At 52.4% G+C, this 23,933-nt stretch carries 17 protein-coding genes; 3 read left to right on the plus strand and 14 right to left on the minus strand.

The genetic code is table 11. The annotated features are described in order from the left end of the window. Positions 1 to 590: 590 nt before the first annotated feature. Positions 591 to 1,667, plus strand: coding sequence for a porin OmpF (gene ompF, locus OGY04_RS09065; RefSeq protein ID WP_048235705.1), 1,077 nt, complete (start codon positions 591 to 593; stop codon positions 1,665 to 1,667). Positions 1,668 to 1,850: 183 nt separating this feature from the next. Beyond that, the gene (aspC, locus tag OGY04_RS09070; protein ID WP_048235707.1) at positions 1,851 to 3,041 is read left to right on the plus strand and encodes an aspartate transaminase; all 1,191 of its coding nucleotides are present in this window, start codon (positions 1,851 to 1,853) and stop codon (positions 3,039 to 3,041) included. Positions 3,042 to 3,093: 52 nt separating this feature from the next. On the opposite strand, the gene OGY04_RS09075 is transcribed toward aspC, so the two are convergent. From OGY04_RS09075 to cmoM, 7 genes are all read right to left on the minus strand, one after another. Further along, entirely contained in the window at positions 3,094 to 3,741 is a 648-nt protein-coding gene (locus OGY04_RS09075; RefSeq protein WP_003831949.1) for an MBL fold metallo-hydrolase, read from the minus strand. Between the two features lie 28 nt (positions 3,742 to 3,769). Beyond that, positions 3,770 to 4,318: a peptidoglycan L,D-endopeptidase MepK gene (mepK, locus tag OGY04_RS09080; protein WP_003831948.1), complete on the minus strand. Its 549-nt coding sequence runs from the start codon at positions 4,316 to 4,318 to the stop codon at positions 3,770 to 3,772. A 177-nt stretch (positions 4,319 to 4,495) separates the two neighbouring features. Beyond that, entirely contained in the window at positions 4,496 to 6,247 is a 1,752-nt protein-coding gene (ldtD, locus tag OGY04_RS09085; protein WP_191238687.1) for a L,D-transpeptidase, read from the minus strand. Positions 6,248 to 7,226: 979 nt separating this feature from the next. Next, a complete protein-coding gene (gene mukB, locus OGY04_RS09090; protein ID WP_286585143.1) occupies positions 7,227 to 11,687 on the minus strand; it encodes a chromosome partition protein MukB in 4,461 nt (1,486 codons plus the stop codon). Continuing rightward, positions 11,687 to 12,391 (minus strand): chromosome partition protein MukE, encoded by a 705-nt coding sequence (gene mukE / locus OGY04_RS09095; RefSeq protein ID WP_003035809.1) that lies wholly within the window; start codon positions 12,389 to 12,391, stop codon positions 11,687 to 11,689. The genes mukB and mukE overlap by 1 nt, the downstream gene beginning before the upstream one ends. Beyond that, positions 12,372 to 13,694, minus strand: coding sequence for a chromosome partition protein MukF (mukF, locus tag OGY04_RS09100; protein WP_003831939.1), 1,323 nt, complete (start codon positions 13,692 to 13,694; stop codon positions 12,372 to 12,374). Before mukF ends, mukE begins: the two co-directional genes overlap by 20 nt. After that, on the minus strand, positions 13,687 to 14,490 hold the full coding sequence (gene cmoM / locus OGY04_RS09105) for a tRNA uridine 5-oxyacetic acid(34) methyltransferase CmoM (RefSeq protein WP_003035803.1): 804 nt from the start codon (positions 14,488 to 14,490) through the stop codon (positions 13,687 to 13,689). Before cmoM ends, mukF begins: the two co-directional genes overlap by 8 nt. Before the next feature lie 135 nt (positions 14,491 to 14,625). Between cmoM and elyC the strand changes: the two genes are divergently transcribed. Then, complete coding sequence (gene elyC / locus OGY04_RS09110; RefSeq protein ID WP_057067095.1) at positions 14,626 to 15,390, plus strand: envelope biogenesis factor ElyC; 765 nt, start codon at positions 14,626 to 14,628, stop codon at positions 15,388 to 15,390. Between the two features lie 93 nt (positions 15,391 to 15,483). Here the strand turns inward: elyC and OGY04_RS09115 are convergent, their stop codons facing one another. The 7 genes from OGY04_RS09115 to OGY04_RS09145 all read right to left on the minus strand — a co-directional run bounded on the left by OGY04_RS09115 (position 15,484) and on the right by OGY04_RS09145 (position 23,817). Then, entirely contained in the window at positions 15,484 to 16,377 is an 894-nt protein-coding gene (locus tag OGY04_RS09115) for a YcbJ family phosphotransferase (RefSeq protein WP_003831934.1), read from the minus strand. 165 nt (positions 16,378 to 16,542) lie between these two features. Next, complete coding sequence (gene kdsB / locus OGY04_RS09120) at positions 16,543 to 17,289, minus strand: 3-deoxy-manno-octulosonate cytidylyltransferase (protein WP_003831932.1); 747 nt, start codon at positions 17,287 to 17,289, stop codon at positions 16,543 to 16,545. After that, entirely contained in the window at positions 17,286 to 17,468 is a 183-nt protein-coding gene (ycaR, locus tag OGY04_RS09125; protein ID WP_003035793.1) for a protein YcaR, read from the minus strand. The genes kdsB and ycaR overlap by 4 nt, the downstream gene beginning before the upstream one ends. Before the next feature lie 51 nt (positions 17,469 to 17,519). Then, entirely contained in the window at positions 17,520 to 18,752 is a 1,233-nt protein-coding gene (locus tag OGY04_RS09130) for a winged helix-turn-helix domain-containing protein (RefSeq protein ID WP_071444994.1), read from the minus strand. A 41-nt stretch (positions 18,753 to 18,793) separates the two neighbouring features. Next, positions 18,794 to 19,771: a tetraacyldisaccharide 4'-kinase gene (lpxK, locus tag OGY04_RS09135; RefSeq protein WP_032942888.1), complete on the minus strand. Its 978-nt coding sequence runs from the start codon at positions 19,769 to 19,771 to the stop codon at positions 18,794 to 18,796. Beyond that, the gene (msbA, locus tag OGY04_RS09140) at positions 19,768 to 21,516 is read right to left on the minus strand and encodes a lipid A ABC transporter ATP-binding protein/permease MsbA (RefSeq protein ID WP_048214571.1); all 1,749 of its coding nucleotides are present in this window, start codon (positions 21,514 to 21,516) and stop codon (positions 19,768 to 19,770) included. The genes lpxK and msbA overlap by 4 nt, the downstream gene beginning before the upstream one ends. A 36-nt stretch (positions 21,517 to 21,552) precedes the next feature. Continuing rightward, a complete protein-coding gene (locus OGY04_RS09145) occupies positions 21,553 to 23,817 on the minus strand; it encodes a ComEC family protein (RefSeq protein ID WP_286585145.1) in 2,265 nt (754 codons plus the stop codon). Positions 23,818 to 23,933: the final 116 nt, after the last annotated feature.

The following is a 23,933-nucleotide window of genomic DNA, read 5'->3' on the forward strand; positions in this document are numbered from 1 at the left end:
TTGTTTCAAAGGCCAGCATTGCTGGCCTTTTTTATACCCTTTTCGTGTTATCTGGATACCCATCTCACGTTAAACACAACCTTTCAATCCCCTCCACCTGTTACGTAATATTTCATCGCAATACATTTGCACAAAAAATAATCAGCAATTTTATTGTGGATTAGCATTTTCTGATTAAATAGTACATTTTTTAGCCTCTCGCACGGCACTCCAGACGTCCAAAAATCGTTACCTGTAAAATCCGAACTTTCCGGCATAACGGATAAAAAACGACCTTAGCAAAATTAAACATAAGAAAATCATATAAATAGAAATAAAAACGAGAATTTTAAGCGCAGGGGCATCCGAAGTTTGACGCTGTTCACAAAGTTGCACAAAAATAACATCTTGTTACATATTTTTTCTTTTTGAAACCAAATCTTTATATTTGTAGCACTTTGACGGTAGCGAAACGGTAGTTTGAATGGAAAGATGCCTGTCAGACACATAAAGACACCAAACTCTCATCAATAGTTCCGTAAATTTTGATTGACGGAATTTATTGGCGGCAGTGGCAGGTGTCATATAAAAACCGATGAGGGTAATAAATAATGATGAAGCGCAATATTCTGGCAGTGGTTATCCCTGCTCTGCTGGTAGCCGGGGCAGCTAACGCTGCAGAAGTTTATAACAAAGATGGCAACAAGCTGGATGTATACGGTAAAACCGTAGGTCTGCACTATTTTTCTGATAACGCTGGCAACGATGGCGATCAGACTTATGCCCGTCTTGGTTTCAAAGGGGAAACTCAGATTAATTCCGATCTGTCCGGTTACGGTCAGTGGGAATACAACTTTGCCGGTAATAACTCTGAAGGCGGCAGCGACGCTCAGAACGGCAACAAAACCCGTCTGGCATTTGCTGGTCTGAAATATGCCGATCTGGGCTCTTTCGACTACGGTCGTAACTACGGTATCGTTTACGATGCACTGGGTTACACCGATATGCTGCCAGAATTTGGTGGTGATACCGCATACAGCGACAACTTCTTCGTTGGCCGTGTGGGTGGTGTTGCAACCTACCGTAACTCTAACTTCTTCGGTCTGGTTGACGGCCTGAACTTCGGTATCCAGTATCTGGGTAAAAACGAGCGTGATGGCAATACCGGTCGTTCTAACGGTGACGGCGTTGGCGGTTCTGTAAGCTACGAAATGGATGGCTTCGGTATCGTCGGTGCATACGGTGCAGCTGACCGTACCAACGCGCAGGAAAACTCTTTCTACGCTAACGGCGGCAAAAAAGCTGAGCAGTGGGCAACTGGCGTTAAATACGATGCTAACAACATCTACCTGGCAGCGAACTACGGTGAAACCCGTAACGCAACTCGCATCTCAGGTGCCGGAAACAGTGGCTTCGCCAACAAAACTGAAGATTTCTTTGTTGTCGCTCAGTACCAGTTCGATTTCGGTCTGCGTCCATCCCTCTCCTACAACAAATCTAAAGCGAAAGACGTAGAAGGCGTGGGTAACGAAGATCTGGTTGACTACATTGAAGTAGGCGCTACCTACTACTTCAACAAAAACATGTCCACCTATGTTGACTACCAGATCAACCAGATCGACTCTGATAACAAACTGGGCGTGAACTCTGACGACACCGTAGCAGTCGGTATCGTTTACCAGTTCTAATAGCAGACCTCTTTGTTAAATGCCTATAAAACAGGACTTCGGTCCTGTTTTTTTATATCTGCTAGCGAATTCTTGCGTCTTAAAAAAACACCTCAGCTTTTCGTCAGTAACGGTTGGCATTTTGTAAATCTACCGTTAACCTGATAGCGGACTTCCCTTCTGTAATCACTATGGAACCTCGTCATGTTTGAGAACATTACCGCCGCTCCTGCCGACCCCATTTTGGGTCTGGCTGATTTGTTTCGTGCCGATGACCGCCCTGGAAAAATAAACCTCGGGATCGGTGTATATAAAGATGAGACAGGCAAAACGCCGGTGCTGACCAGCGTTAAAAAAGCCGAGCAATATATACTGGAAAATGAAACCACCAAAAATTACCTTGGCATTGACGGTATTCCAGAGTTTGGTCGCTGCACTCAGGAATTACTGTTTGGTAAAGAAAGTTCGCTGATCAACGATAAGCGTGCACGTACCGCACAGACCCCTGGCGGCACTGGTGCACTGCGTGTGGCAGCTGATTTTCTGGCAAAAAATACGTCGGCTAAACGCGTATGGGTGAGCAATCCAAGCTGGCCGAACCATAAGAGCGTCTTTAACTCTGCAGGCCTGGAAGTTTGTGAATACAACTATTACGATGCAGCAAACCACTCGTTAGATTTTGATGCGCTGCTGGCAAGCCTCAGCGAAGCGCAGGCTGGCGACGTGGTGCTATTCCACGGCTGCTGCCATAACCCTACCGGCATCGATCCTACGCTGGAACAGTGGCAAACGCTGGCTCAGATGTCTGTCGAAAAAGGTTGGTTACCGCTGTTCGACTTCGCATACCAGGGTTTTGCCCGTGGCCTGGAAGAAGATGCAGAAGGTCTGCGCGCATTTGCGGCTCTGCACAAAGAGCTGATCGTTGCCAGCTCCTACTCCAAGAACTTTGGACTGTACAATGAGCGTGTAGGCGCCTGTACGCTGGTTGCTGCCGATACTGAAACCGTTGACCGTGCGTTCAGCCAGATGAAATCAGCCATTCGCGCTAACTATTCCAACCCACCAGCACACGGTGCATCCGTAGTGGCCACGATTCTGAGCAACGACGCGCTGCGTGCTATCTGGGAACAGGAACTGACTGATATGCGCCAGCGCATTCAGCGCATGCGTTTACTGTTTGTGAATACGTTGCAAGAGAAAGGTGCAAACCGCGACTTCAGCTTTATCATCAAACAGAACGGCATGTTCTCGTTTAGCGGCCTGACCAAAGAGCAGGTTCTGCGTCTGCGTGAAGAGTTTGGCGTCTATGCCGTCGCTTCCGGACGCGTAAACGTGGCAGGAATGACGCCAGATAATATGGCGCCGCTGTGCGAAGCGATTGTCGCAGTACTGTAATCTATCGCGCACAAAAAAGGCCGCAATAGCGGCCTTTTGTTTATCTGAGATATTACCAGACAGGCATTTCATCCTGCAGGAACGGGTTATGTAGCCGTTCGTTACCCAGCGTAGAAAGTGGTCCATGACCCGGAATAAACGTCACATCATCGCCCAACGGCAAAAGTTTACGTTTAATCGAATCGATCAGTTGGCTATGATCTCCGCGCGGGAAATCGCTGCGCCCTACGCCGCCTTTGAAAATCACATCACCAGAAATCAGTAATTTTGATTGCTCATCAAAGAAGACCACATGTCCCGGTGTATGACCCGGACAATGCAGAACCTGTAACGTCACGTTGCCAACGCTTATCCGGTCACCTTCATTCAACCAGCGATCGGGCGTCAGCGGCTCACAATCTCCCAAGCCAAACATGCGGCTCTGAGCAGGGAGTCCCTGTAACCAGAACTCATCTTCTTTTTCCGGGCCAATAACCGGTACACCATAATGCTGTGCCAGTTCAGCCGCCGCTCCAACATGGTCAAGATGACCGTGAGTAAGCAGGATCTGCATTAGCGTCAGACCGCTGGCATCCACTTCCTGTTTGATTTTCTCGGCATCGCCGCCGGGATCGACCAGCGCGGCCAGACGAGTCTGCTCACACCAGATTAGCGAGCAGTTCTGGGCGAAGGCAGTGACCGGAATAATACGATAGTTCATACAGCTCCTGTTTCATTAAGCTTATGGATCACCAGTGCCGTGCAGGGCCGGTGTCAATATGCACAAAGTTACTGCTGGGGTAGTATCCTACACCACCTGCGCGCATAGATAACGCAGCTTTGCGAATATTACTTAATGCAATGCCTTCAATATGGAAATCCATGGCCTGACCTTTAGTGTGGTAGCTTTTCTTGGCCACACCACGGCTACGTGCACGGAGTTCATTATTGGTATCGATAGAGCGATAGCCTGAGATCAGCTGTACGGGTTTACGCGTGCCCAGCAGGCCCTGCAGACGGAAGAGTTGATCAAACAGTCCCGGGTCAATGGATTTCACTTTATTGGCCCGAAAATCACGGAAAAAGTGGTTAAGTTTTGCTAATTCGTCCTGAATATAGCCCCTGCCATCAAAAAACTCTGCTTTTATTGACTCACCGGTATGCAGGTTATTCAGAGTCAATATACGCGGACGTGGGGTAGAGAGTGTTGCAAATGCAGGCGTAGGCAAGATGGCAGCGCCGAGGGCAATACCACCAAGCGCCAGCAGTTTGCGGCGATTAGCGTCAAATTTGTCCATGGTATTAAGGTCTACAAGGTCAATGTTATCGTATGTATGCTCTAGCGCACGCGGGAAACCTTATCTGGCTAAGTAGTCCACGTCAAGGCTCCCAACCCCAGGAAATACGGGGCTCACAGCCATTTTGCCCCGTTTCCAGCATAACTTACGACAATCATTTTCCTCGAACTGCTTCATTTATCTGATTAATTGCTCGGCTTTTGACACAATTTGTGCGCTGGATCGCGCTGTCAGATCGTAATTGTAAATATCTGTACGATACTGCGTGCGCCCATCAGGGCCGACAAATGCGGTCAGATAGTAGAGGTTGACCGGAATATTCTGGCGAATATTCACATACCGCGTATCCCCTTGCTTCAGGGCATCCGAGATGCGTGAATCATTCCAACCCGCGTCCTGTAGCAGCATATTCGCCAGCTCAGATGCCTTGTTCACACGCACGCATCCGGAGCTTAACGCCCGCGTATCTTTCTGGAACAGATTGTGGTTCGGCGTATCGTGCAGATAAATAGCGTCCGAACTCGGCATATTGAATTTATAGCGTCCGAGCGAGTTACGTGCACCCGGAGCCTGCTGAAAGCGGAACGGCAGATTGGACGCAGTGATGGTCGCCCAGTCAACCTGCCACGGATCTATCGTCTCTTTACTGTTCCAGCCGCGCATTACGGTATAGCCGTGACGTTCAAGATATCCCGGATCATTCCATAACTTAGGCAGAATATCTTTACGTGCCAGCGTCGGCGGAACGTTCCACGGTGGGTTAACGACCACGTTATTTAGCGCACTGCTCATCATCGGCGTTTTACGATCGGGACGCCCGACAATAACGCGCGAGGCCAGCACCTGATTGCCATTCTGATAATAAACCAGCGAATAGGCAGGAATGTTCACCATGATACCGGTAGACAGCTCACTCGGCAGCAGGCGCAAGCGCTGAATATTTAACGCCAGCACGCCCGCACGCTGAGCAGGCGTCACGTTCAGCCAGTCACGCGTCGCAGGGCCAATCGCGCCATCTGCGCCAAGTCCCTGCCACGTCTGAAAACGCTTTACCGCATCAACCAATTCACGATCGTAGGTACCACGCCCTTCTTTGCCAGACGTACTGACGGCAGGCTCCAGCATCCCGGTTCGACGCAAAATTTCACGTAGCGCGGGGATGTCATTACTCCACTCCCCCGGACGCAGCGTTGCTGTACTGGTGAGCTGTGGCCAGGGACGTGTATCGCCCACCAGCTTGAGCAGTGATTCATGCATGGCTGCATACTGCGGATGTTGAGGCGCAAGGCTGGCCACAAATGAAGTCAGTTGACCGTTATCCAGTGCGACCTGCCACTGGTTGATGACGGAAATCGGCGGCGTCGTTAGCGCATAGGGCTTATCGCTGTAAAGCCAGCGATTACCTTTGACAGGGATGTTAGCGATAAAGTGCAGATACCCCATCATCGCATCAGAGAGCACGATGTCTCTCGCCTGACCGGTTACTGCCGGGTCAGTCAGAAGTGCAACCCAGGTAGTGAACTGCGGCTGAAAGCCGGCAATTGCGACCTCGGCTAACTGTTGCTGAAATGCCTTTACCGCATCACGATTTTCCCACATCGGCTTCATTTCGCGTGCGGCATACAGCAGTTCCAGCTGGCTCATGTAAACCGGCGTATAACCTGCTGGCAGCTGAGAGTGTATTTCGGCGCGGGCTTTATCAACAGACACGCCTTCTGGCAGCGGTTGAATACCCGCCATGATAGCCGTCGCAGAAGATTGAACCTGCGGCTGCGATAACGCTGTTGGCTGTTCACTGACGGTCGCAGAGCTATCGCCAGGGATCATTTCAGGCTCATCGGCCTGAGCATTGAACAGTGGAGCGAATGTTACGGCCAGGCACAAACTAATTGCCGACAGCCGACGACCACACATTTTATTAAGCAACATCCCTTGCCCCCTGTTTTCTTTATCATACTCTGAATAGCCAGGCCGTCTGTATTCCCCTTTATTCTGACGAGGGTCGGACCTGTAAAACGCCGATACAAACTGAAGTATGACGAGCAAGCCCGTGACGCGTTAGGCTTACCTTTAGTATATAAACATCAAAAACTTTTTGCCTAACCTAATGTAAAGAAGTCTAAAGAAATTACACCAGGCATGAAGTCTTTTCGGAAAAAATAAGGCGGCCATGTAGCCGTAATGCCAGTCAGTTAGCGCCTCAGTTTCAGTAAACTGGCGGAGGTAAAGAACATGCTATCTCGGAAATAGAGTTCCGTTCACCTCATGCTCATTGTTTCTCTGAAACACGGATTCCCGTGAACGTGTAAAGGGCGTTCTCCGCCACGCCCTTTACAATCCCGGCTCCCGGCGGGAAAATTGTTGCTACGCAATACCCTCCGCTTATTCCTCCTGGCTACCGGGCCGGGCGCGAGGAAGCGTCCCTGCAAAGCGCGCCCTGAGCCAGCATCCATGCTGGCTCTCCCGGCCTTACGGAAACACGTCGGCAATTTTCAGCCGGACCAGCCCACACCTGACCATCTGCGTTTTTGTTTAAACAGCAAAACAGCTTTTACTGAAAGTCAGGGCATTGAAGCGATGACCCCTGTCCGGCTGAAAATCGATGAGGCGTTGACGTCTGCCCGGGACTGCCCGCAGGGATGCGGGCAGAGGGGATGGCCTGCATGGATGCAGGCTCGGCCCCGACCCGACAGGCAGACGGCATAAGACGAATAACTCGCGCAGCGACGATTTTCCCGCCGGGAGCCTGGGTTGCAAGGGAGGTGGCGGTGAGCCTCCCTTGCACGTTCACAGGTATCTGCGCTTCAGAGAAATGACACCACTGAGGTGAACGGAACCCTGAGCAAGAATCACATGTTCATCATACATGCTTAACTGATGAGCATTAGCCATGTAGCCGCCTTTTTGCTTAGCTTGCCTGCGAGGAGGCATCTTCAGTCCCCGGCAGCGGTTCCGGTAACTGAGGCGCAAATCCGCGCAGCCCCACCACGTGAACGTGTTCGGTGTTCTGGAAGACTTTACGCACCAGTTTGTAGGTGGTGCCTTTCTCTGGGCTGATGTTTTCCGGCGCAGCGATAATCAGCTGCATCTGCAAACGCTCACACAGCTCAAACAAGGTCGCAATAGAACGCGCATCGAGTCGTGCAGCTTCATCAAGGAACAGCAGGCGGCAAGGAGAGATATCTTTCCCGCGCAATCTGCGGCCTTCATCTTCCCAGCTTTGCACCACCATCACCAGAATAGACATCCCGGTCCCGATCGCTTCACCCGTTGACAACGCACCAGACTCAGCACGCAGCCAGCCGTCAGAGCCACGGTTAACCTCAACTTCCATTTCCAGATAGTTACGGTAATCCAGCAGCTCTTCACCAATGGTTTGTGGCGTGCGTTGCCCCATGTCTATCTGCGGATTCAGACGCTGATACAGCTTCGCCAGCGCTTCTGAGAAGGTCAGGCGATTGCTGTTAAACAAATCCTGATGCTGTTCATGCTGCTCTGAAAGTACGTCCAGCAAGGTAGCATGTGTTTCACGCACATTGACGTTCAGGCGAACGCTGTTGACCTGGCCAAACGACACGCTTTGCAACCCCTGGTTCAGCATGCGAATACGGTTCTGTTCACGCTGAATGGTCTTACGAATAATGTTCGCCACGCTGCGTGAGCTGATCGCCAGCTTCTGTTCGCGTGAGGTTAACTCTTCCGTCAGACGGCTCAGCTCAATCTCCATCTGTTCAATGGCTTCAACCGGATCATCGGTACGAATAATATCCTGGCGAATACGTTCACGCAGATGCTGGTAAACCGCGACGAAGAACTGAATTTTGCGCTCTGGACGTTTTGGATCTTCAGACAGACGCAACACATCGCGCAGGTGCTCGTTATCTGCAACCGCCAGACGTAGCGCACCGAGCGCCTTATCCGACATGGAACGCAGTTCGTCACCGGAAAGATAGGCCAACTCGCGGCGGTGCAGACGACGTTCCACACCGTTATCTTTCACCATCCGCATGACTGCACACCAGCCGGCTTTGGCGGTGACTACCTGCTCGCGCATTTCATGATAATCACGTTCCAGCTTGCGCAGTCTGCGGGTCAGGTTTTCCATCTCCGCTTCGCAGAAGGTCAGTGCTTTCTCAAGTTGGTTGCGGCGTGCACGGTTGTTGCTGAGCTGCGCATGCAGTTCGTCACGGCGAATACGCGCGCGCTCTTCGGCACCGCTGTCCGCACGAACGCCGATATCCTGCAGTTCACGTTGTAAATCGTTAAGCAGCTCTTTTTTGGTGTCATAAGAGCTTTTCAGCGATGCCATGACCTGGTTGTACTGGCTTAACTGTGCGGCGTGGCTGCGCAGCGCTTCACGAGCGCGGGTACGTTCGGCTTCCGCCTGTTCCAGGCGTTCACGCAATTTTTCGTTCAGATCGCTATTGCCGCTCAGCATTTCGGCTGAGTCGGAATAACTAAAGTGCGCCCGACGCTGTACGACTTCGGTCAGCGCAAAAGCCTGCTGACGCGCATCGCGCTGCATCTGCTGGGAATACGCATAGTCTTCCTTCAGCTGTTCAAACTGCTCAGGGTCATTTTGCAGAACCGAAACGATAGGTTCCAGTTTCGCCAACTGATTGCCATGTTGCTGTACAAAACGCGCGGCTTCCTGAGCTTCATCCAGACGCTCGCGAATTTCGTCTACGCGATCGGCTAGCGTATCATCTGCCAGCAGATTCAAGCGCGGCAGCAGGCGGTTCAGCGCAGAGACGCCCTCTTTCGCCTGTTCAAACTGCATACGGCTTTGCTGGTTATCATTTTCATGATTGGTCAGCGCACGTTCCAGTTCAACGCGACGGCTATTCAGTTGGCGAATTTCCGCTTCTGGATCGGCTTCAAACGCCACCGACAGATGGCTGCCGATAAAGCGACTGAACGCCTGATGCAGACGTTGGGTTTTCTGGACGTCAAAGGAGAGCGTGGCGAAACGTTCAGACAGCCCTTCACGCTCGGCATGCAGGGTTTCGATACGGCTTTCACGTGCTGCACGCCCAAAAATAGGCACCGTCGGGAAGCGAGAATAACGCCACTGACGCTCGGCAGTTTTCACCACCACCGCATTTTCCAGTTCATCAACGCTGAAGACGCTGTCATCAAACGACTGCGGATCCCCTTCGATGAAATAGAGATCTTCCGGGCAATCCATCAGCCCTTCAAGCTGTTCGGTAATCAGCGACAGATCCGGTACCACAATGGCATGACGCGAAGGACCGTATAGCGCAGAGAAGTACGGTGCATCTTCAAGGCTAACGTCATCATAAATTTCTGACAGCAGTACGCCGCCAAAGCGTTCCGCCAGCGCGTTCAGACGCTGATCTTCCGCCCCGCCCGGCTGACTTAAACGTTCAATCTCTTCATCAACGGCATTTTTACGTGCACCGACTTCATCACGCTCAACAATGGCCTCACGCTCGCGCTTCAGCAATTGTTGCAGATACTCGGTCACGTCCTGGCTGGAGGTAAACTCTTCGCCACACTGCTCGCTAAGCTGATTCAGGCTATTTTGCGCAGCCAGCCAGACAGGTGCCCGCTTCATCAAATGCTGAATACGGGATTGCAGTTGTTCCTGCTCCTGACGCAGTGTCATACGCTGTTCGCTGGCAGACGAGACGCTGTCCGACAAGGCGGCGATGCGCGCTTCCAGCTCCTGGTGCAGCGCTTCCAGCTCATCGATATCGAACTGTTTACCCTGACGCTTGCAGAATTCGGCCAGCAGACGCTCGGCATCCTGCTGTTCGCGCAGACGCTGCTCCAGTTCGCTCAGTCGCATACGCAACGGCTGAACCTGTTCTGCCAGGTGGCGCTGTTCCACGCCTTCGCGCAGCAGTTCACGCGCCACGCTCCAGGCTTCACCGCGCGCCAGCGGGCCGTTGATAGCCGCCACCAACTGATAAGCCTGTTCGAACTGGCTATGCGCGGTTTGCGCCACGCTCATTTTTTGTTCTAGCGTCAGCAGCTTTTCAGTGGCTTCCTGCTCTTTGGCCTGGAAAGTCTCCAGCCATTCGGCGGCGCTGTCGGCTGTCAGGTCCGGTAAGTGGCAGAGTTCTTTCGCCCGGTTTAGGGCCTGGATCGCCTGGGTATACTGGATGGCTCGCGTTTGCTGGACGTCCAGCGCTTGCTGGTAATCGGCAAGCTGGCTTTTCAGCTCATCCACTTCCAGCTCAGCGGCTTCTGCGCGGGCTTCGTTTTCATCCTGGCGGTCAACGGCTTCCGCGACCACCTCGTTTTGTTCTTCAAGACGGACCTGCAATTCTTCGAGATCCGCCTCGTAGCGTTCAATTTTTTCCTGCTGACGCAGCGCGGTTTGCACCAGATTCAGGTGATCGCTCGCGGCCTGGTAATCAGCTTCCAGATCGCCTTCCGCACCGTTGTGCTCACCCAGTTCACGCGCCATATCCACGTGTTTGTACTGCTCTGCCGCCAGCTGCTTGCGAGAGGTATACAGTTCACGACGATATTCCAGTGCTTTATCCAGATGGATACGACGTTCATTGGCGTGGCGCATATAATCTGCGGCCACATAGTTGGTCGCTTCACTGATTAAATGCTTAAACAGGTCGCGGTCAGACTGCGTTACGCGAATCGCTTCCAGCGTCATACGGTTTTCACGCAGCGCGGCTTCCATATCCTGGAACGCTTTACGTACGCCGCTGTTTTCCGGCAGCAGGTAGTCACGCAGTGAACGGGTAATGGCGCTGGAGATCCCGCCGTACAGCGAGGCTTCAATCAGACGGTAGAATTTACTACGATCGGACGCAGAGCGCAGACGACGGGCAATGATGCCCAGATCGAACATCAATGAGTGATAATCGGTTATTGAGTTGAACTGCTTAAACTGCACGCCTTCCATCTCATCAAGCTTCTCTTTCAGCTCAGGTAGAGACAGTACGCGCGCCTGGCGTTCGTTCAGCGTTTCCGTCACCAGTTGGGTTGGCTGTACCGACATCGGCAGCCCCTGAATGGCAAACGGTTTGATATCCACTTTGCGATCGCGACCAGCAACCTGTTGCAGACGCACACCCACGACCACGCGCTGATGACGCGAATTAAGGACGTCGAGCATTGAATAACAAACCCCTGCTTTCAGCTTACCGTGCAGGCCTTTATCACGTGAACCGCTGGTTGCACCGGCTTCGGTGGTGTTACGGAAATGCAGCAGGGTTAAGTCCGGAATGAGCGCCGTAACAAATGCCGCCATGGTGGTGGATTTACCCGCACCGTTACCACCGGACAGCGTGGTGACCAGCTCATCGAGATCAAACGTACGGGCAAAAAAACCATTCCAGTTAATCAGCGTAAGTGAGCGAAATTTACCGCGTTCAATCATTATTCTTCTTCTCCACTGTCCGGCTGATTCTCTTCGGGCTCATCGTTGAGCTGCAGACGGTTCTCGACCGCCATCGCTTCACCATCACGAATTAAGCGACGCTGTGCTTCACGCGGATCGTCACCGCTACGCACATCCGCACCAAAGCGGAAGACAGATTCCGTAATACGGAATTTGCTGCTGTCGTGGCCCAGAAACCACACCATGCCTAAGCGGCGCAAGCGGTTGAGCGAAGAACGCACTTTTTCCTGTAGCTTCTGGCGGTCAACGTCAGAACCGGTTGAACGGTTGTTCACCAGCTTCAGTAACTTCGCTTCATCTGCCAGCGTTAGCAGCTCGTCGTACAGCTCTTGCTGGGTAAAAATCCCTTCGTTCGCCAGGCGTTCCGGGCTGAGATAGAGATAGCAAAGAATTTTACCCACCATCATGTCCAGTTCAGACAGGACCGAACGCGGAATGAGCGTCGTTGAACGCGGACGAAGGTAGAAGAACCCTTCCGGCGCACGGATCAATTCCACGTTATAGCGGCTGTAAAACTCTTCAAAATATTCCTGAAAATCCATCAGGAAGGCATGATTATCCAGTTCATCCAGACCGATATGGCGGCCCGAACGTAAGGCACTATCCAGTGCCGGAAATAACGGATTCGCCAGCGCCTGCGCCAGCTTTACCGGCATCACTTGTTCAATATTTGTCAATGACATGCGCCTGTACCTTGGCTCCGTAATCATTAATCGGCTGCCATTTGGCTGGCAGTCCGGTGAAGTCTGCTTGCGCTACGCCAAGGCGTACCGCCTGATCGATAACAATACGCGCGACGTCGAAATGACGCGCACGTGGGTATTGCGCCAGATACTCGCGCACTACCAAGCCGAGATCCAGTGGTGTTTGTCTGGATTTGTAGATAGCCAGCTGTTCTTCGATGATCGCCGCCAGCTGCTCACGGATCTCGTTAAATTCTTCATATTCCAGGTCTTCCGGAAGTTCACCGGTGACCTCTTCGTCACGCAGCACCATCTCCTCGTCACGCATATCCAGCAGACGATCGGCGTTGGCATAGGTCAGCGCCCATGGGTCGTCAAAGTAGGTCTGCACGGACTGACGCAGACGCTGGGCGAAGACGCGGTTTTTATCCATGTCGATCGCGGTACGGATAAATTTATGCACGTGACGATCGTAGCCGATCCACAAGTCAATTGACTGCTGGCCCCAGCTAATAATGCGGTCGAGCTTGCTTTGTAAATCAAACACCAGCCGATCGACAAAATGCAAATCGTCATGCGTCATCGTGGCGTCCTGGATGCGTAACAGGTTAGCCTGCAGCTTATCCCCTGCCGCTTCCAGCGTATCTTGCAGCTCACGCAGCGTACCAGATGTTTCAGACAGCAGCATTTCACAGCTGGAAATCGCCGCCCGCCAGTCTTTGTTTAGCAACTGTGCGATGTCGTCTTTTACCTGCTGCTGCTGTTCATCCATGATGCGCTGGGTCAGATCGATACTGTCGAAAATCTCCGCCACCGAGTATTTCAATGGCGCATAGACGTTGCGATGCCAGTGGAACTCATCACCACCTTCCGCTGCCGCATCCGCCGCGCGCTTCAGTTCGCCTGCCACAATTGACAGCTGCATAGAAAGACGCAGCGTAGAGAATTCGCGCTGACGAATATAGTAATCTGTGATGCCAATCCCGAGCGGCGTTAAACGGTAAATGGCATTGCCTTCAGCCTGCTCGCTGGTAAAGCGGTTCAGCAGACGTTGACGCACCATATCGTTGATCGCGTTGTTGGCGCGGACGCCGATGGTTTCGCTGGTTTGCTCAAACGCATCACTCACATGGCGGAACGCATCCACCAGTTCACCTTCACTCATCTCACCGTCAAGTCGCTCACCGTTTAGTGTGGCAACAGCCAGCAGGAACGAAAGTCTGTCTACCGGCAGAGAGATGGAGAAGTCATTTTTTCTGGCCCAGGCAACCAGTTCGGGGACTGTCTGGGAAAATTCACTCATAGGTTATCCTTGCATCTGCGGCTCGGGCCGGACGTTTAATCGCGGTGACATGAATATAGCGCCCAAGGCTGATATACGGTTCCTGGCGGCAATAACGTGTTTCTATTTCTGTTAAAGCATCAAAACAGTCATGCTGTTTTTGTTTATCACGCAGATAATCATGAAACACCCTCACGCCCGTTTTACCGGTTATCTCCCAGCCAATCTCCTCCAGCCAGCCATAGACCTGCTGAGGGTCGCGCGGAAAATCGGGAGACAACGTGCGCCGTTTCTTTTTATACATTCCCTGCTGTACATAGCCGAAATTACCGACCAACACATTACGCATCAACAGACCGTTTGCATTGTAGAACATCAGCGATAAAGCACCGCCCGGGCGTAACATCGACCACAATGTTTTTAAGACGGCTTGCGGATCGGCTACCCATTCCAGCACAGCATGAAACAATATCAGATCAACCTGAGAATCCAAATGCTGTGGGATGTCCTGAGCGGCACAATGTATAAAATGCATGTTGTCGCTCACACCTTGCTCTTCTGCCGCCCGTTGCGCTCGCGCCACCATCTCAGCAGAAAGATCGCACAAGGTGACGTGATGGCCCCGCTGCGCCATCAGAATGGCTGTCTGTCCTTCTCCGCCACCCGCATCAAGCACACGCAACGTTTGGCCCGCGTAGTCGGCAAGAAGTTTGTCCAGATCCTGCCAGAGGATCGTCTGACGAAGCTGACCTTTGGTGGTGCCGTAAATGTTACGGGAAAACTTCTCTGCAATGTCATCAAAATTGCGATCCCGCATCGGGCTCTCCACATGCTGGCTTTAGGGTGACTAAGTAAAACCGCTATTTTGTCACACCCACGCCGAGAATGAACCTTCCTGGTGTAATATCCCTGCTGATCCCCTGCTGTATGGTTAAAAAAGGAACCAAAAAGGATGCTTTTTACGCTGAAGAAAGTGATTGGCGGTATGATGCTGCCACTTCCGCTAATGCTCATTATCATGGGTATAGGCCTGGCGCTGCTCTGGTTTAGCCGCTTTCAAAAAACAGGGAAAGTGTGCATTAGCCTGAGTTGGCTGGCACTGTTACTTCTAAGCTTGCAGCCCGTCGCCGACAGTCTGCTGAAACCGATTGAGGATAGCTATCCAACCTGGCAGGATACACAAAAAGTGGAATACATTGTGGTGCTGGGCGGAGGGTATACCTGGAATCCACAGTGGGCGCCGAGTTCAAACCTGATCAGCAACAGTCTTCCGCGTCTGAATGAAGGTATTCGCCTCTGGCGTGCTAACCCGGGATCGAAGCTTATCTTTACCGGTGCTGCGGCAAAGAGCAATAACGTCAGTACTGCAGAAGCGGGCGCCCGCGTAGCGCAGTCACTGGGTGTGCCGCCCGGTGATATCATCACGCTGGATAAACCTAAAGACACCGAAGAAGAAGCCACAGCGGTTAAGCAGGCCATCGGCAGCGCGCCGTTCCTGCTGGTGACCTCCGCATCGCACTTACCGCGAGCAATGATTTTCTTCCAACAGGCCGGACTACATCCGTTGCCCGCGCCAGCCAACCAGTTAGCGATTGACTCACCGCTTAATCCGTGGGAGCGCGCGATCCCCTCTCCCGTCTGGTTGATGCATAGCGATCGTGCTGGTTACGAAACGTTGGGGCGTATCTGGCAGTGGCTAAAAGGATCGGAGCATTGACAGGAATGTTGCCTGATGGCGACACTAACGCGTCTTATCAGACCTACGTGTTCAGCGCAGAATTGTAGGCCGGGTAAGGCGTTCACATGTTCATCAGGCGAGCCACGGCAGCAGTGATTTCGTGGCCAGGTCAAAGTTGGAGCGGTTAAAACGTCCGGTGTTGACCAGTTGCGCCACCTCATCCCATAACACATACAGCCAGCGCCGCCAGATGAAGGACTCCGCCACGGGCGCGCGTTGCAGGTATTGCCAAAGCAGACTTTCCGCCAGTGCATTATCCATTAAACGGAACAATTCATACTCTCTGGGCGCCCACAGCATCAAACCCGGTCCGACCATCGCCAGAAGCTGATCGCTACGGGCGTCTTTGAGCATGCTACGTAAACTAAAATTACCGTGGATCAGCACGCAGTTATCATTGAATCCTTCAAATAAAGCGGGCAAACACTCACGGGTACGAAACAGGATCCGCTTATCCTGCATCGTCAGCCCGGTATTGTTGAACTGATTTAACGTGGTCCACAACACTTCAACACGCTGACGATACCAGGATGGCCAGATATTCTCTTGCGTGTTATCCACCATTCCCACGCAGCCACGGCTATCCTGCCGATGCCATGACAGCAGACCTTCTACGATCTGATCTTTTAAATGTTCCCAGCGTTCGGGCGTTCGGGCTGGCGCTTCCACCGGCACACCGCGTAAACGCTCAAGCAGTAGCACATCAGGACCGGGATGCTCTTCGTGGGTTAAGACCCCGTAAATGACGGGCATTCGCACCGTACCACTGCGCGCCAACATGGAGGTTTTCCATGCCAGCTGCTGCGCCATACCTGGCGTGGTGAAACTTCTCGCCATCAGCGGCATCGGATTTCCCTGGCTGTCGTACAGTGACCACAGGGCCGTATCCACTTTTTCATTCACGCATTCTATGCGACTGAGTTTTTCGCCCAGCAGGTGGCTGAGTTCGGCACGCAACTGTTCCATTTCAGATTGCCCTCATAAATGCTACTGCTTTCATAATGAGCGTCGTGCAGACAGATGTCACCCGGATGAGATCAATTGATGAAAAGAAAAGTGGAGGGAAAGCGCAACGATACGACACTCCTCCCAAAAATACGCCTCAATATGGGGGGAGTGCCGTGAGAAAAACTAATGCATTTCGGCGCGAACGCGCTCAAGATCTTCGGCAGTGTCTACGCCGGTACCCGGGACTTCTTTTGCGACGGCAACGTGAATTTTTTCGCCGTACCACAGCACTCGCAGCTGCTCCAGCATTTCGATATGCTCAAGCGGGCTAGGCTGCCAGTTAACATAGCGGCGAATAAAACCGGCGCGATAGCCGTAAATGCCCAGATGGCGCAGGAAGGTGTCCCCCACCGTTTCCAGACTTTTGGCGAAACGATCGCGATCCCATGGGATGGTCGCGCGTGAAAAATAGAGAGCATATCCTTCAGCGTCCAACACGACTTTTACCGCATTCGGATTAAATGCCTCTTCCGCACTGTGAATCGGAGCCGCAAGAGTCGCCATACCGACCTGACGTTGCGCCAGATTCTCAGCCACCTGGCGAATAATGACCGCAGGAATCATCGGCTCATCACCCTGTACGTTCACAATAACGGTATCATCGCTAAAACCACATTTCTCAACGACTTCCGCCAGGCGCTCCGTACCAGACTGGTGATCGGCGCGAGTCATGCACACTTCGCCACCCACCGCTTCTACCGCGCGAGCGACATCCTCGTGATCGGTAGCAACGATGATACGTTCAGCGCCAGATTCACGCGCACGCTCCAGTACATGCACGATCATCGGTTTACCGTTGATATCCAGCAACGGCTTACCCGGCAGACGTGTGGACGCATAGCGCGCAGGAATAATGACCACAAAACTCATGATTTACTCTCATCAGCAGTCAGAACGCGGGCTTCGGTTTCCAGTAACACGGGAATGCCATCACGCAGTGGGAAAGCAAGGTTATCCAGTTTACAAATCAGTTCCTGTTTTTCCTGGTTAAACCAGAGTTTGCCATTGCATACCGGGCAGGCAATGATTTCAAGCAGACGATGATCCATAGTTCCTCCAGATGGACCGGATTGTGAATCCGTAAATATTAACATAATCGCTTAAAGGGCTGGGTCTATTTCCCAACCATGGCGTGCATCAGCAAATAAACCTTCAGGATAACGTCCCAGCGTCACGCGTGTTGCCTGTTGCCAGCGGGCAAAATCGTCAATCGCCTGAAACAATCCTTTTTGCAACGTCACTCCAGGCTTAACCCCATCCTGTAACCACAGCGAAATAACGTCCAGCACACCTGTTTTGCGGTGCATTTTGGCATCCATCCGCCCAACCAACTGTCCACGATGCAGCAACGGCAAGACAAAATAACCATACTGACGTTTCGGTGCTGGCGTATAACACTCCAGCCGGTAGCTAAAATCGAATAGCTGCTCTGCCCGTTTACGATCCCAGACCACCGGATCAAAAGGTGATAATACTGCACTGTGGGTCGCCGTTAATTTGCCCGCCAGCGCCTGTTCAAGCAGCGGCTGAAGGTGGCTATGCAGCCACAAAGTTCCCAGCCCCTCAACGTCGACAGGAATAATCTGCCGCTGTTCCGCCCGTTCGTTGCACCAGTTTTTTAGCGCCGGGCGCTTCAGGCGGTAGTAGTCTGCCAGCCATTGTTCGCGGAAAATCCCCAGACTGCGGGCGCTGTTATCCAGCATGACACTTTCCGCATCTTCCTGCGAAAGTGGGTCGCGTTCATCGTCCCAGTGCGGCATGACGCGATGGGTTAAATCATACACTCGCTGGAAATTACGCCGTTCCACGACCATCACTTTCCCGGCGGTGAACAACCCTTCAAGATGACGCTTCTGCGGTTTCCATTCCCACCAGCCGCTGGTCCCTTTGCGTGGATGCTCAAAATCAGCTGAGCGTACCGGCCCGTTATGCTGGATGTGCTGGAGCAGTTGCTCAATCTCATGCGCATGTTCTTTCATCCACGCCGCTTTATATTTCCAGCCCATATTCTCCGGGGCCAGCATGCGGTGACGTATCAGCATAAAATCGCTGCGCGGCAAAAAACAGGCCTCGTGCGCCCAGTATTCCATCAGTTCGCCCTGCTGTAACGAGTCGTCCAGCCATTGGGGGGAATAATCGCCTAAACGACTAAACAGCACCAGGTAAGGACTGCGCGCCACAATATTGATGGTGTCGATTTGCAGTAACGACATGCGCGAAATGGTCGCGAGAATATCTGCCGGGGTTGCCCGGCGGCGTGTTTTTTTCAGCAGACCTTGAGCAGCAAGGTGAAGATGACGGGCATCCGTCAGAGAAAGGCGCGGCAACGACATTTATGGCCTCATAATTGATTCGCTGCCGCAGCGTGAATCAGTTAGCGAGTCAGCGAGATTAAGCTATTCAGCAATACATCAGGCCGATCGCCTGACAAATGTGCATCAACGGGTAAATACCACCAGTTTTCATCGGCAAATGCCCGGCACTTAACCGCATCTTTTTCCGTCATGACCAGCGTTTGCCCGGCGTCTACAAACGCACTGACGTCACTGTAGGTCAGAGACTGATGGTCTGCCAGCGCAATGCTTTTTTGCACGCTGGCACCACATGCTTTCAGCGTGGCAAAAAAACGCGGTGGATGACCAATGCCCGCCATGGCGACAATATTGGACAATTGCGCCACATCACGGCGTTCACCTGTACGTAAATTAACGGCCAGCCCCGGTTCAAGTCGCATAGGGATTTCCCCTGGTTGCGCAACGCCACCGTTAACAATAGTTGCATCCACCGATTTAAGGCGACCTGCGCGTTCCCGCATTGGACCAGCGGGAAGCCACCAGCCGTTGCCAAACCGACGTTCGCCGTCAATGACTACGATTTCAACATCTCGCGCCAGACGATAGTGCTGTAGTCCATCGTCCGTCACAATAATCTGCACGTCGTGTTGGGCCAAAATGGCTTTTACCGCATCCGATCTTACCGGGGATACCGCTACCGGCACGCCGGTACGTTGGGCGATCAGCACAGGTTCATCGCCCGCTTCTGCGGTAGTAGTATCAGCGGTTAGCAACAGCGGGTAAGCAGTCGCTTTCCCGCCATAACCACGCGACACCACACCCACGCGAATCCCGCGTTGTCGCAGTTGTTCAACCAACCAAATCACCACCGGCGTTTTACCGTTTCCGCCCGCGGTAAGGTTTCCGACCACCACTACCGGGACTGGCGCGCGCCATGCGCGTTTAAGCCCCAACTTGTAGCATAAGCGGATCGCGCCACTCACCAGGCCATACAGCCAGGAGAGTGGAAGTAACAATCGCCACAGCGGCGATTCACCAGACCAGATACGTGCGATCATTGACCAAATTGCATTTTGTGTAATTGCGCATACACCCCGCGCTGCTCAATCAGCTCGCTATGGGTTCCGCGTTCGACAATCAGACCATCCTCCACCACGATGATTTCGTCGGCTTGTTCAATGGTTGAAAGACGGTGAGCAATGACCAGAGAAGTACGGTTTTTCTGTAGCTCATCCAGCGCAGACTGAATCGCGCGTTCAGATTCAGTATCAAGAGCCGATGTTGCTTCATCAAGGATCAGAATTGGGCTGTCACGCAACAAGGCACGGGCGATAGCGATACGCTGACGTTGTCCGCCGGAAAGCAGGACGCCGTTTTCACCAATCACCGTATCCAGGCCATTATCCATCTTGTTGATGAAATCCATGGCGTAGGCCATCTGTGCCGCTTTTTCGATCTGCTCACGGCTGTACATATCGGTACGAGCGTAGGCGATGTTGTTGGCAACCGTATCGTTAAACAAGTGCACATTCTGCGAAACCAACGCAACCTGATCGCGCAGTGATGCCAGGGTATATTCGCGCAGATCGTGTCCGTCCATCAGAATCTGCCCTTCATCAATATCGTAGAAGCGCGTAATCAGGCTGGCGATGGTGGATTTCCCTGAGCCCGAACGGCCGACCAGAGCAACAGTTTTACCCGCGGGAATATTCAGGTTGATGTTACGCAGAGCCGGTACTTCACGTCCCGGATAAGTGAAAGTCACGTTGCGGAACTCGAGATCGCCGGTAGCACGCTCGATCACACGTTTACCTTCATCTTTCTCCTGTTCGCTATCCAGAATCGTAAATAAGGTCTGGCATGCCGCCATACCGCGCTGGAACTGCGCGTTGACGTTGGTCAGCGATTTCAACGGACGCATTAATGCGATCATTGAGGAGAAGACAACCGTAATTGTCCCTGCTGTCAGGTTTTCCATTACGCTTGGGAAGCTAGCCGCATATAACACGAAGGCCAGTGCCAAAGACGCAATCAGCTGGATGATAGGGTCGGAGATAGAAGAAGCGGAAACCATCTTCATACCCTGCAAACGCATCTTGTTGCTGACCTTATCAAAGCGCTTGGTTTCAACTTCCTGACCACCAAAAATCAGAACTTCTTTGTGGCCTTTCAGCATCTGCTCCGCACTGGTCGTAACCTGACCCATGGTGTTTTGCATGTTTTTACTGATGCTACGAAAGCGCTTGGAAACCACACGGATTGCCACTGACACAATTGGCGCCAGTACAATCAGGATCAGTGACAGCTGCCAGCTGTAATAGAACATCATGATAAACAGGCCAATAATTGAGGCCCCTTCACGCACCACGGTGATCAGCGCGCCGGAAGACGATGACGCAACCTGTTCTGAATCATAGGTAATACGCGATAACAATGTCCCTGTAGACTGTTTATCAAAAAAGGAGACGGGCATGCCCATCATATGGCCAAACAGGCGGCGGCGCATGGTCATGACCACTTTGCCTGACACCCATGAGATACAGTAGCTGGAGACATAGCTGGTTAAGCCACGAACTATCATCAGCCCAATGACCACCAGCGGCATCCACAGCAGCACCGAGCGATCCGTTTTACCAAAACCATCATCCAGTAATGGTTTAAGGAGCGATAACATGAAGGTATCGCTGGCCGCGTTAAGGACTAACGCTATACCCGCCACGATCAGACCCGATTTAAAAGGCGCTATGGTTGGCCATAGTCGGCGAAACGTCTGCCACGTAGAGAGATCTTTATCGTTATGCATTCAAAAAACCAGCATTTGTTAGAATAGCCGCATATTCTACCCGTTATCCTCCGACACGCCAAACCACTGATGATACCAACGAGGTAAAATCTGATCCCGCATGCTGCGTATGCGCCAGTTTTTTTGATAAAAATCCAGCGTAATCTGCCCCTGATGGGGGGTATCCAGCCATTGATAATTTTGTTGCCGATAACGTTGCTTCACTTTCCAGGACGGCAGACGCCAGGCGTTGTAACGGGATGCAGAGGCGAGTGCGACCTGCCCGTCAACCCGCTGAATGAGTGCCAGTGATGATGAAGTATTGCTGCCATGATGTGGAACCTGCATCACCGTCGACTGTAGGTGCTGCCAATAGTGACTTAGCATTTTTTGTTCAGCAGGAGATTCGATATCGCCGGTCAGCAGAATACTCTGATATCCGTCATCGACCTTAACCACGCAGGAGTGGTTATTCCCCTGGTCTGTATTTCCACGCACAGGCCAGTGCGCACTGAAGGTTAACCCTTGCCATTGCCAATGCTCTCCGCGAAAACACGGGAGATGACCTTTCCAGCTCAGCGAACTTCTTACCCATAGCGACGGCCAGGCTTGTTGTAAGGAGTGCAACCCGCCGCGGTGATCCATGTGCTCATGGCTTAAAATAATTCCTTCTGGCTCCAGATTATGCCAACGCAACCAGGGAATAATCAGCTGTTGTGCGCTATCGCCTTCAGGCCATGCCAGACCGGTATCGTAAAGCAGCGCTTTCCCATTTCGCGCGATCACCATCGCCAGCCCCTGCCCGACATCCAGCATATGCACTTGCCACACATCAGTACGCGGTGCACGCCAAAGCGGCCCACTCAGCAAAAGGAGCACAGAGAAACAGATCACCGGTAGCGTACGCAAGATATTTAGTCGCCATGCGATAATCATCATTCCGGGTAAAAATGCCAGCCATTGCCAGCGCGCATCAATATTGATCCACCCTTGAGGCAGACTTCTGAGCCCCCAAAATAGCAGCGCCAGAGAACGATCCGCTAGATACCACAGGCTTGATTCAACCATCACCGTCCCGGCTAAATGCATGATCATGCCTGCTAATATCAAGGGTACGGAAACAAACGTGACCAAAGGGACGGCAAACAAATTAGCCAGAAACGAGGTCAGACTAAAACCGTGAAACATTGCGATTTGCACGGGAAAAAGCAGAAGCGTAATACCCAATTGCAGATGAGCCAGCGCCAGAAATTGACGTCCAGCACGCGACAGCGGCCAGTCCGGGAGCGGTACCCATTGGTACCAGAACAGCAGTGCCGCAACGGCGGATGCAGACAACCATAGGCTTTGCGAAAGAACAGCAACAGGATCCACCACCACGATGGCTGCCAGACAGCAGATCCAGACCGACCATCCACTCCACTGCCTGCCGCTAAGTCTCAGCGCCCCCCAGACTAGCAGCGCAACAACCGTTCGTAATGCCGGGGGTTGCAGCCCCGTCAGCCAGGCATAAAATGTGGCGCAGACAATCCCACCCACTAATGGCATCTGCCAGCAAATCCACCTTGTTGGCATAAAAAACTGTCCAGCACGAATCAATCCTGCGGCCAGTAATGCTGCAAACGCAATATGCAGCCCGGAGATAGCCATCAAATGAGCCGTGCCGGTATCACGCATAATCGTTTTCACCTCTTGTGACACAGACAAGCGCTCCCCCATTCCCAGACCCAGTATGACCTGCTGCCAGGGAAAGTCGGTGAGTGCCGTTTTCAGCGAGGCGAGATACCGCGAACGCAAACTGCATTGTGGTGTGATTACCGAAGCCTGCAAGAATCGTCCCGTCAGCAGTTGATGCTGCGCCAATGCGTGACGCTTGCTATCAAATCCGCCTTCGTTTAATTGACCGTGTACAGCTCGGACTTTCAACGTCATCGCCCATGTCTGACCCGCACAAACATCACCGGGTAAATACTGCCCGTACAAGACGATTCCTTGCGCAGGAAAGATTCGTTTCCCCTGAAGGTGAGTGATCTGGCCGTAGTGCGTTGTCATATTGTCAGTTCCGGTTATCCGCACAATGGCTTGCTGGGTTTTCGCAGGCAGCGTATTACCGGCCCACATAGCCTCTTTCGCGGCCAGGATTCCCCAAAGAAAAAACAGCAGGGTTAGTCCGGCGGAACGCATATATTTGTAGGGGAGAAAACAGAGCAGACATGCCAGACAAAATACAATGCCGATACACAACATGCCTGGCAGCATAGGTAATAGCATGAGTGGGAGAATGCCGAGTAATGCGCAGATACTCACCGTTGTTATTTTCATCAATCACCTCCCTGTTACAGGGAGTGTGCAGTACTCTTCGACGGTTGTCTGGCATCAATTTATCGTTATACGACCTGAGTTCCGCAGACATTTAGTGATGGTTGTAACGTACAAAT

The organism is Citrobacter sp. Cpo091 (assembly GCF_030332645.1).
Lineage (GTDB): Bacteria > Pseudomonadota > Gammaproteobacteria > Enterobacterales > Enterobacteriaceae > Citrobacter > Citrobacter portucalensis.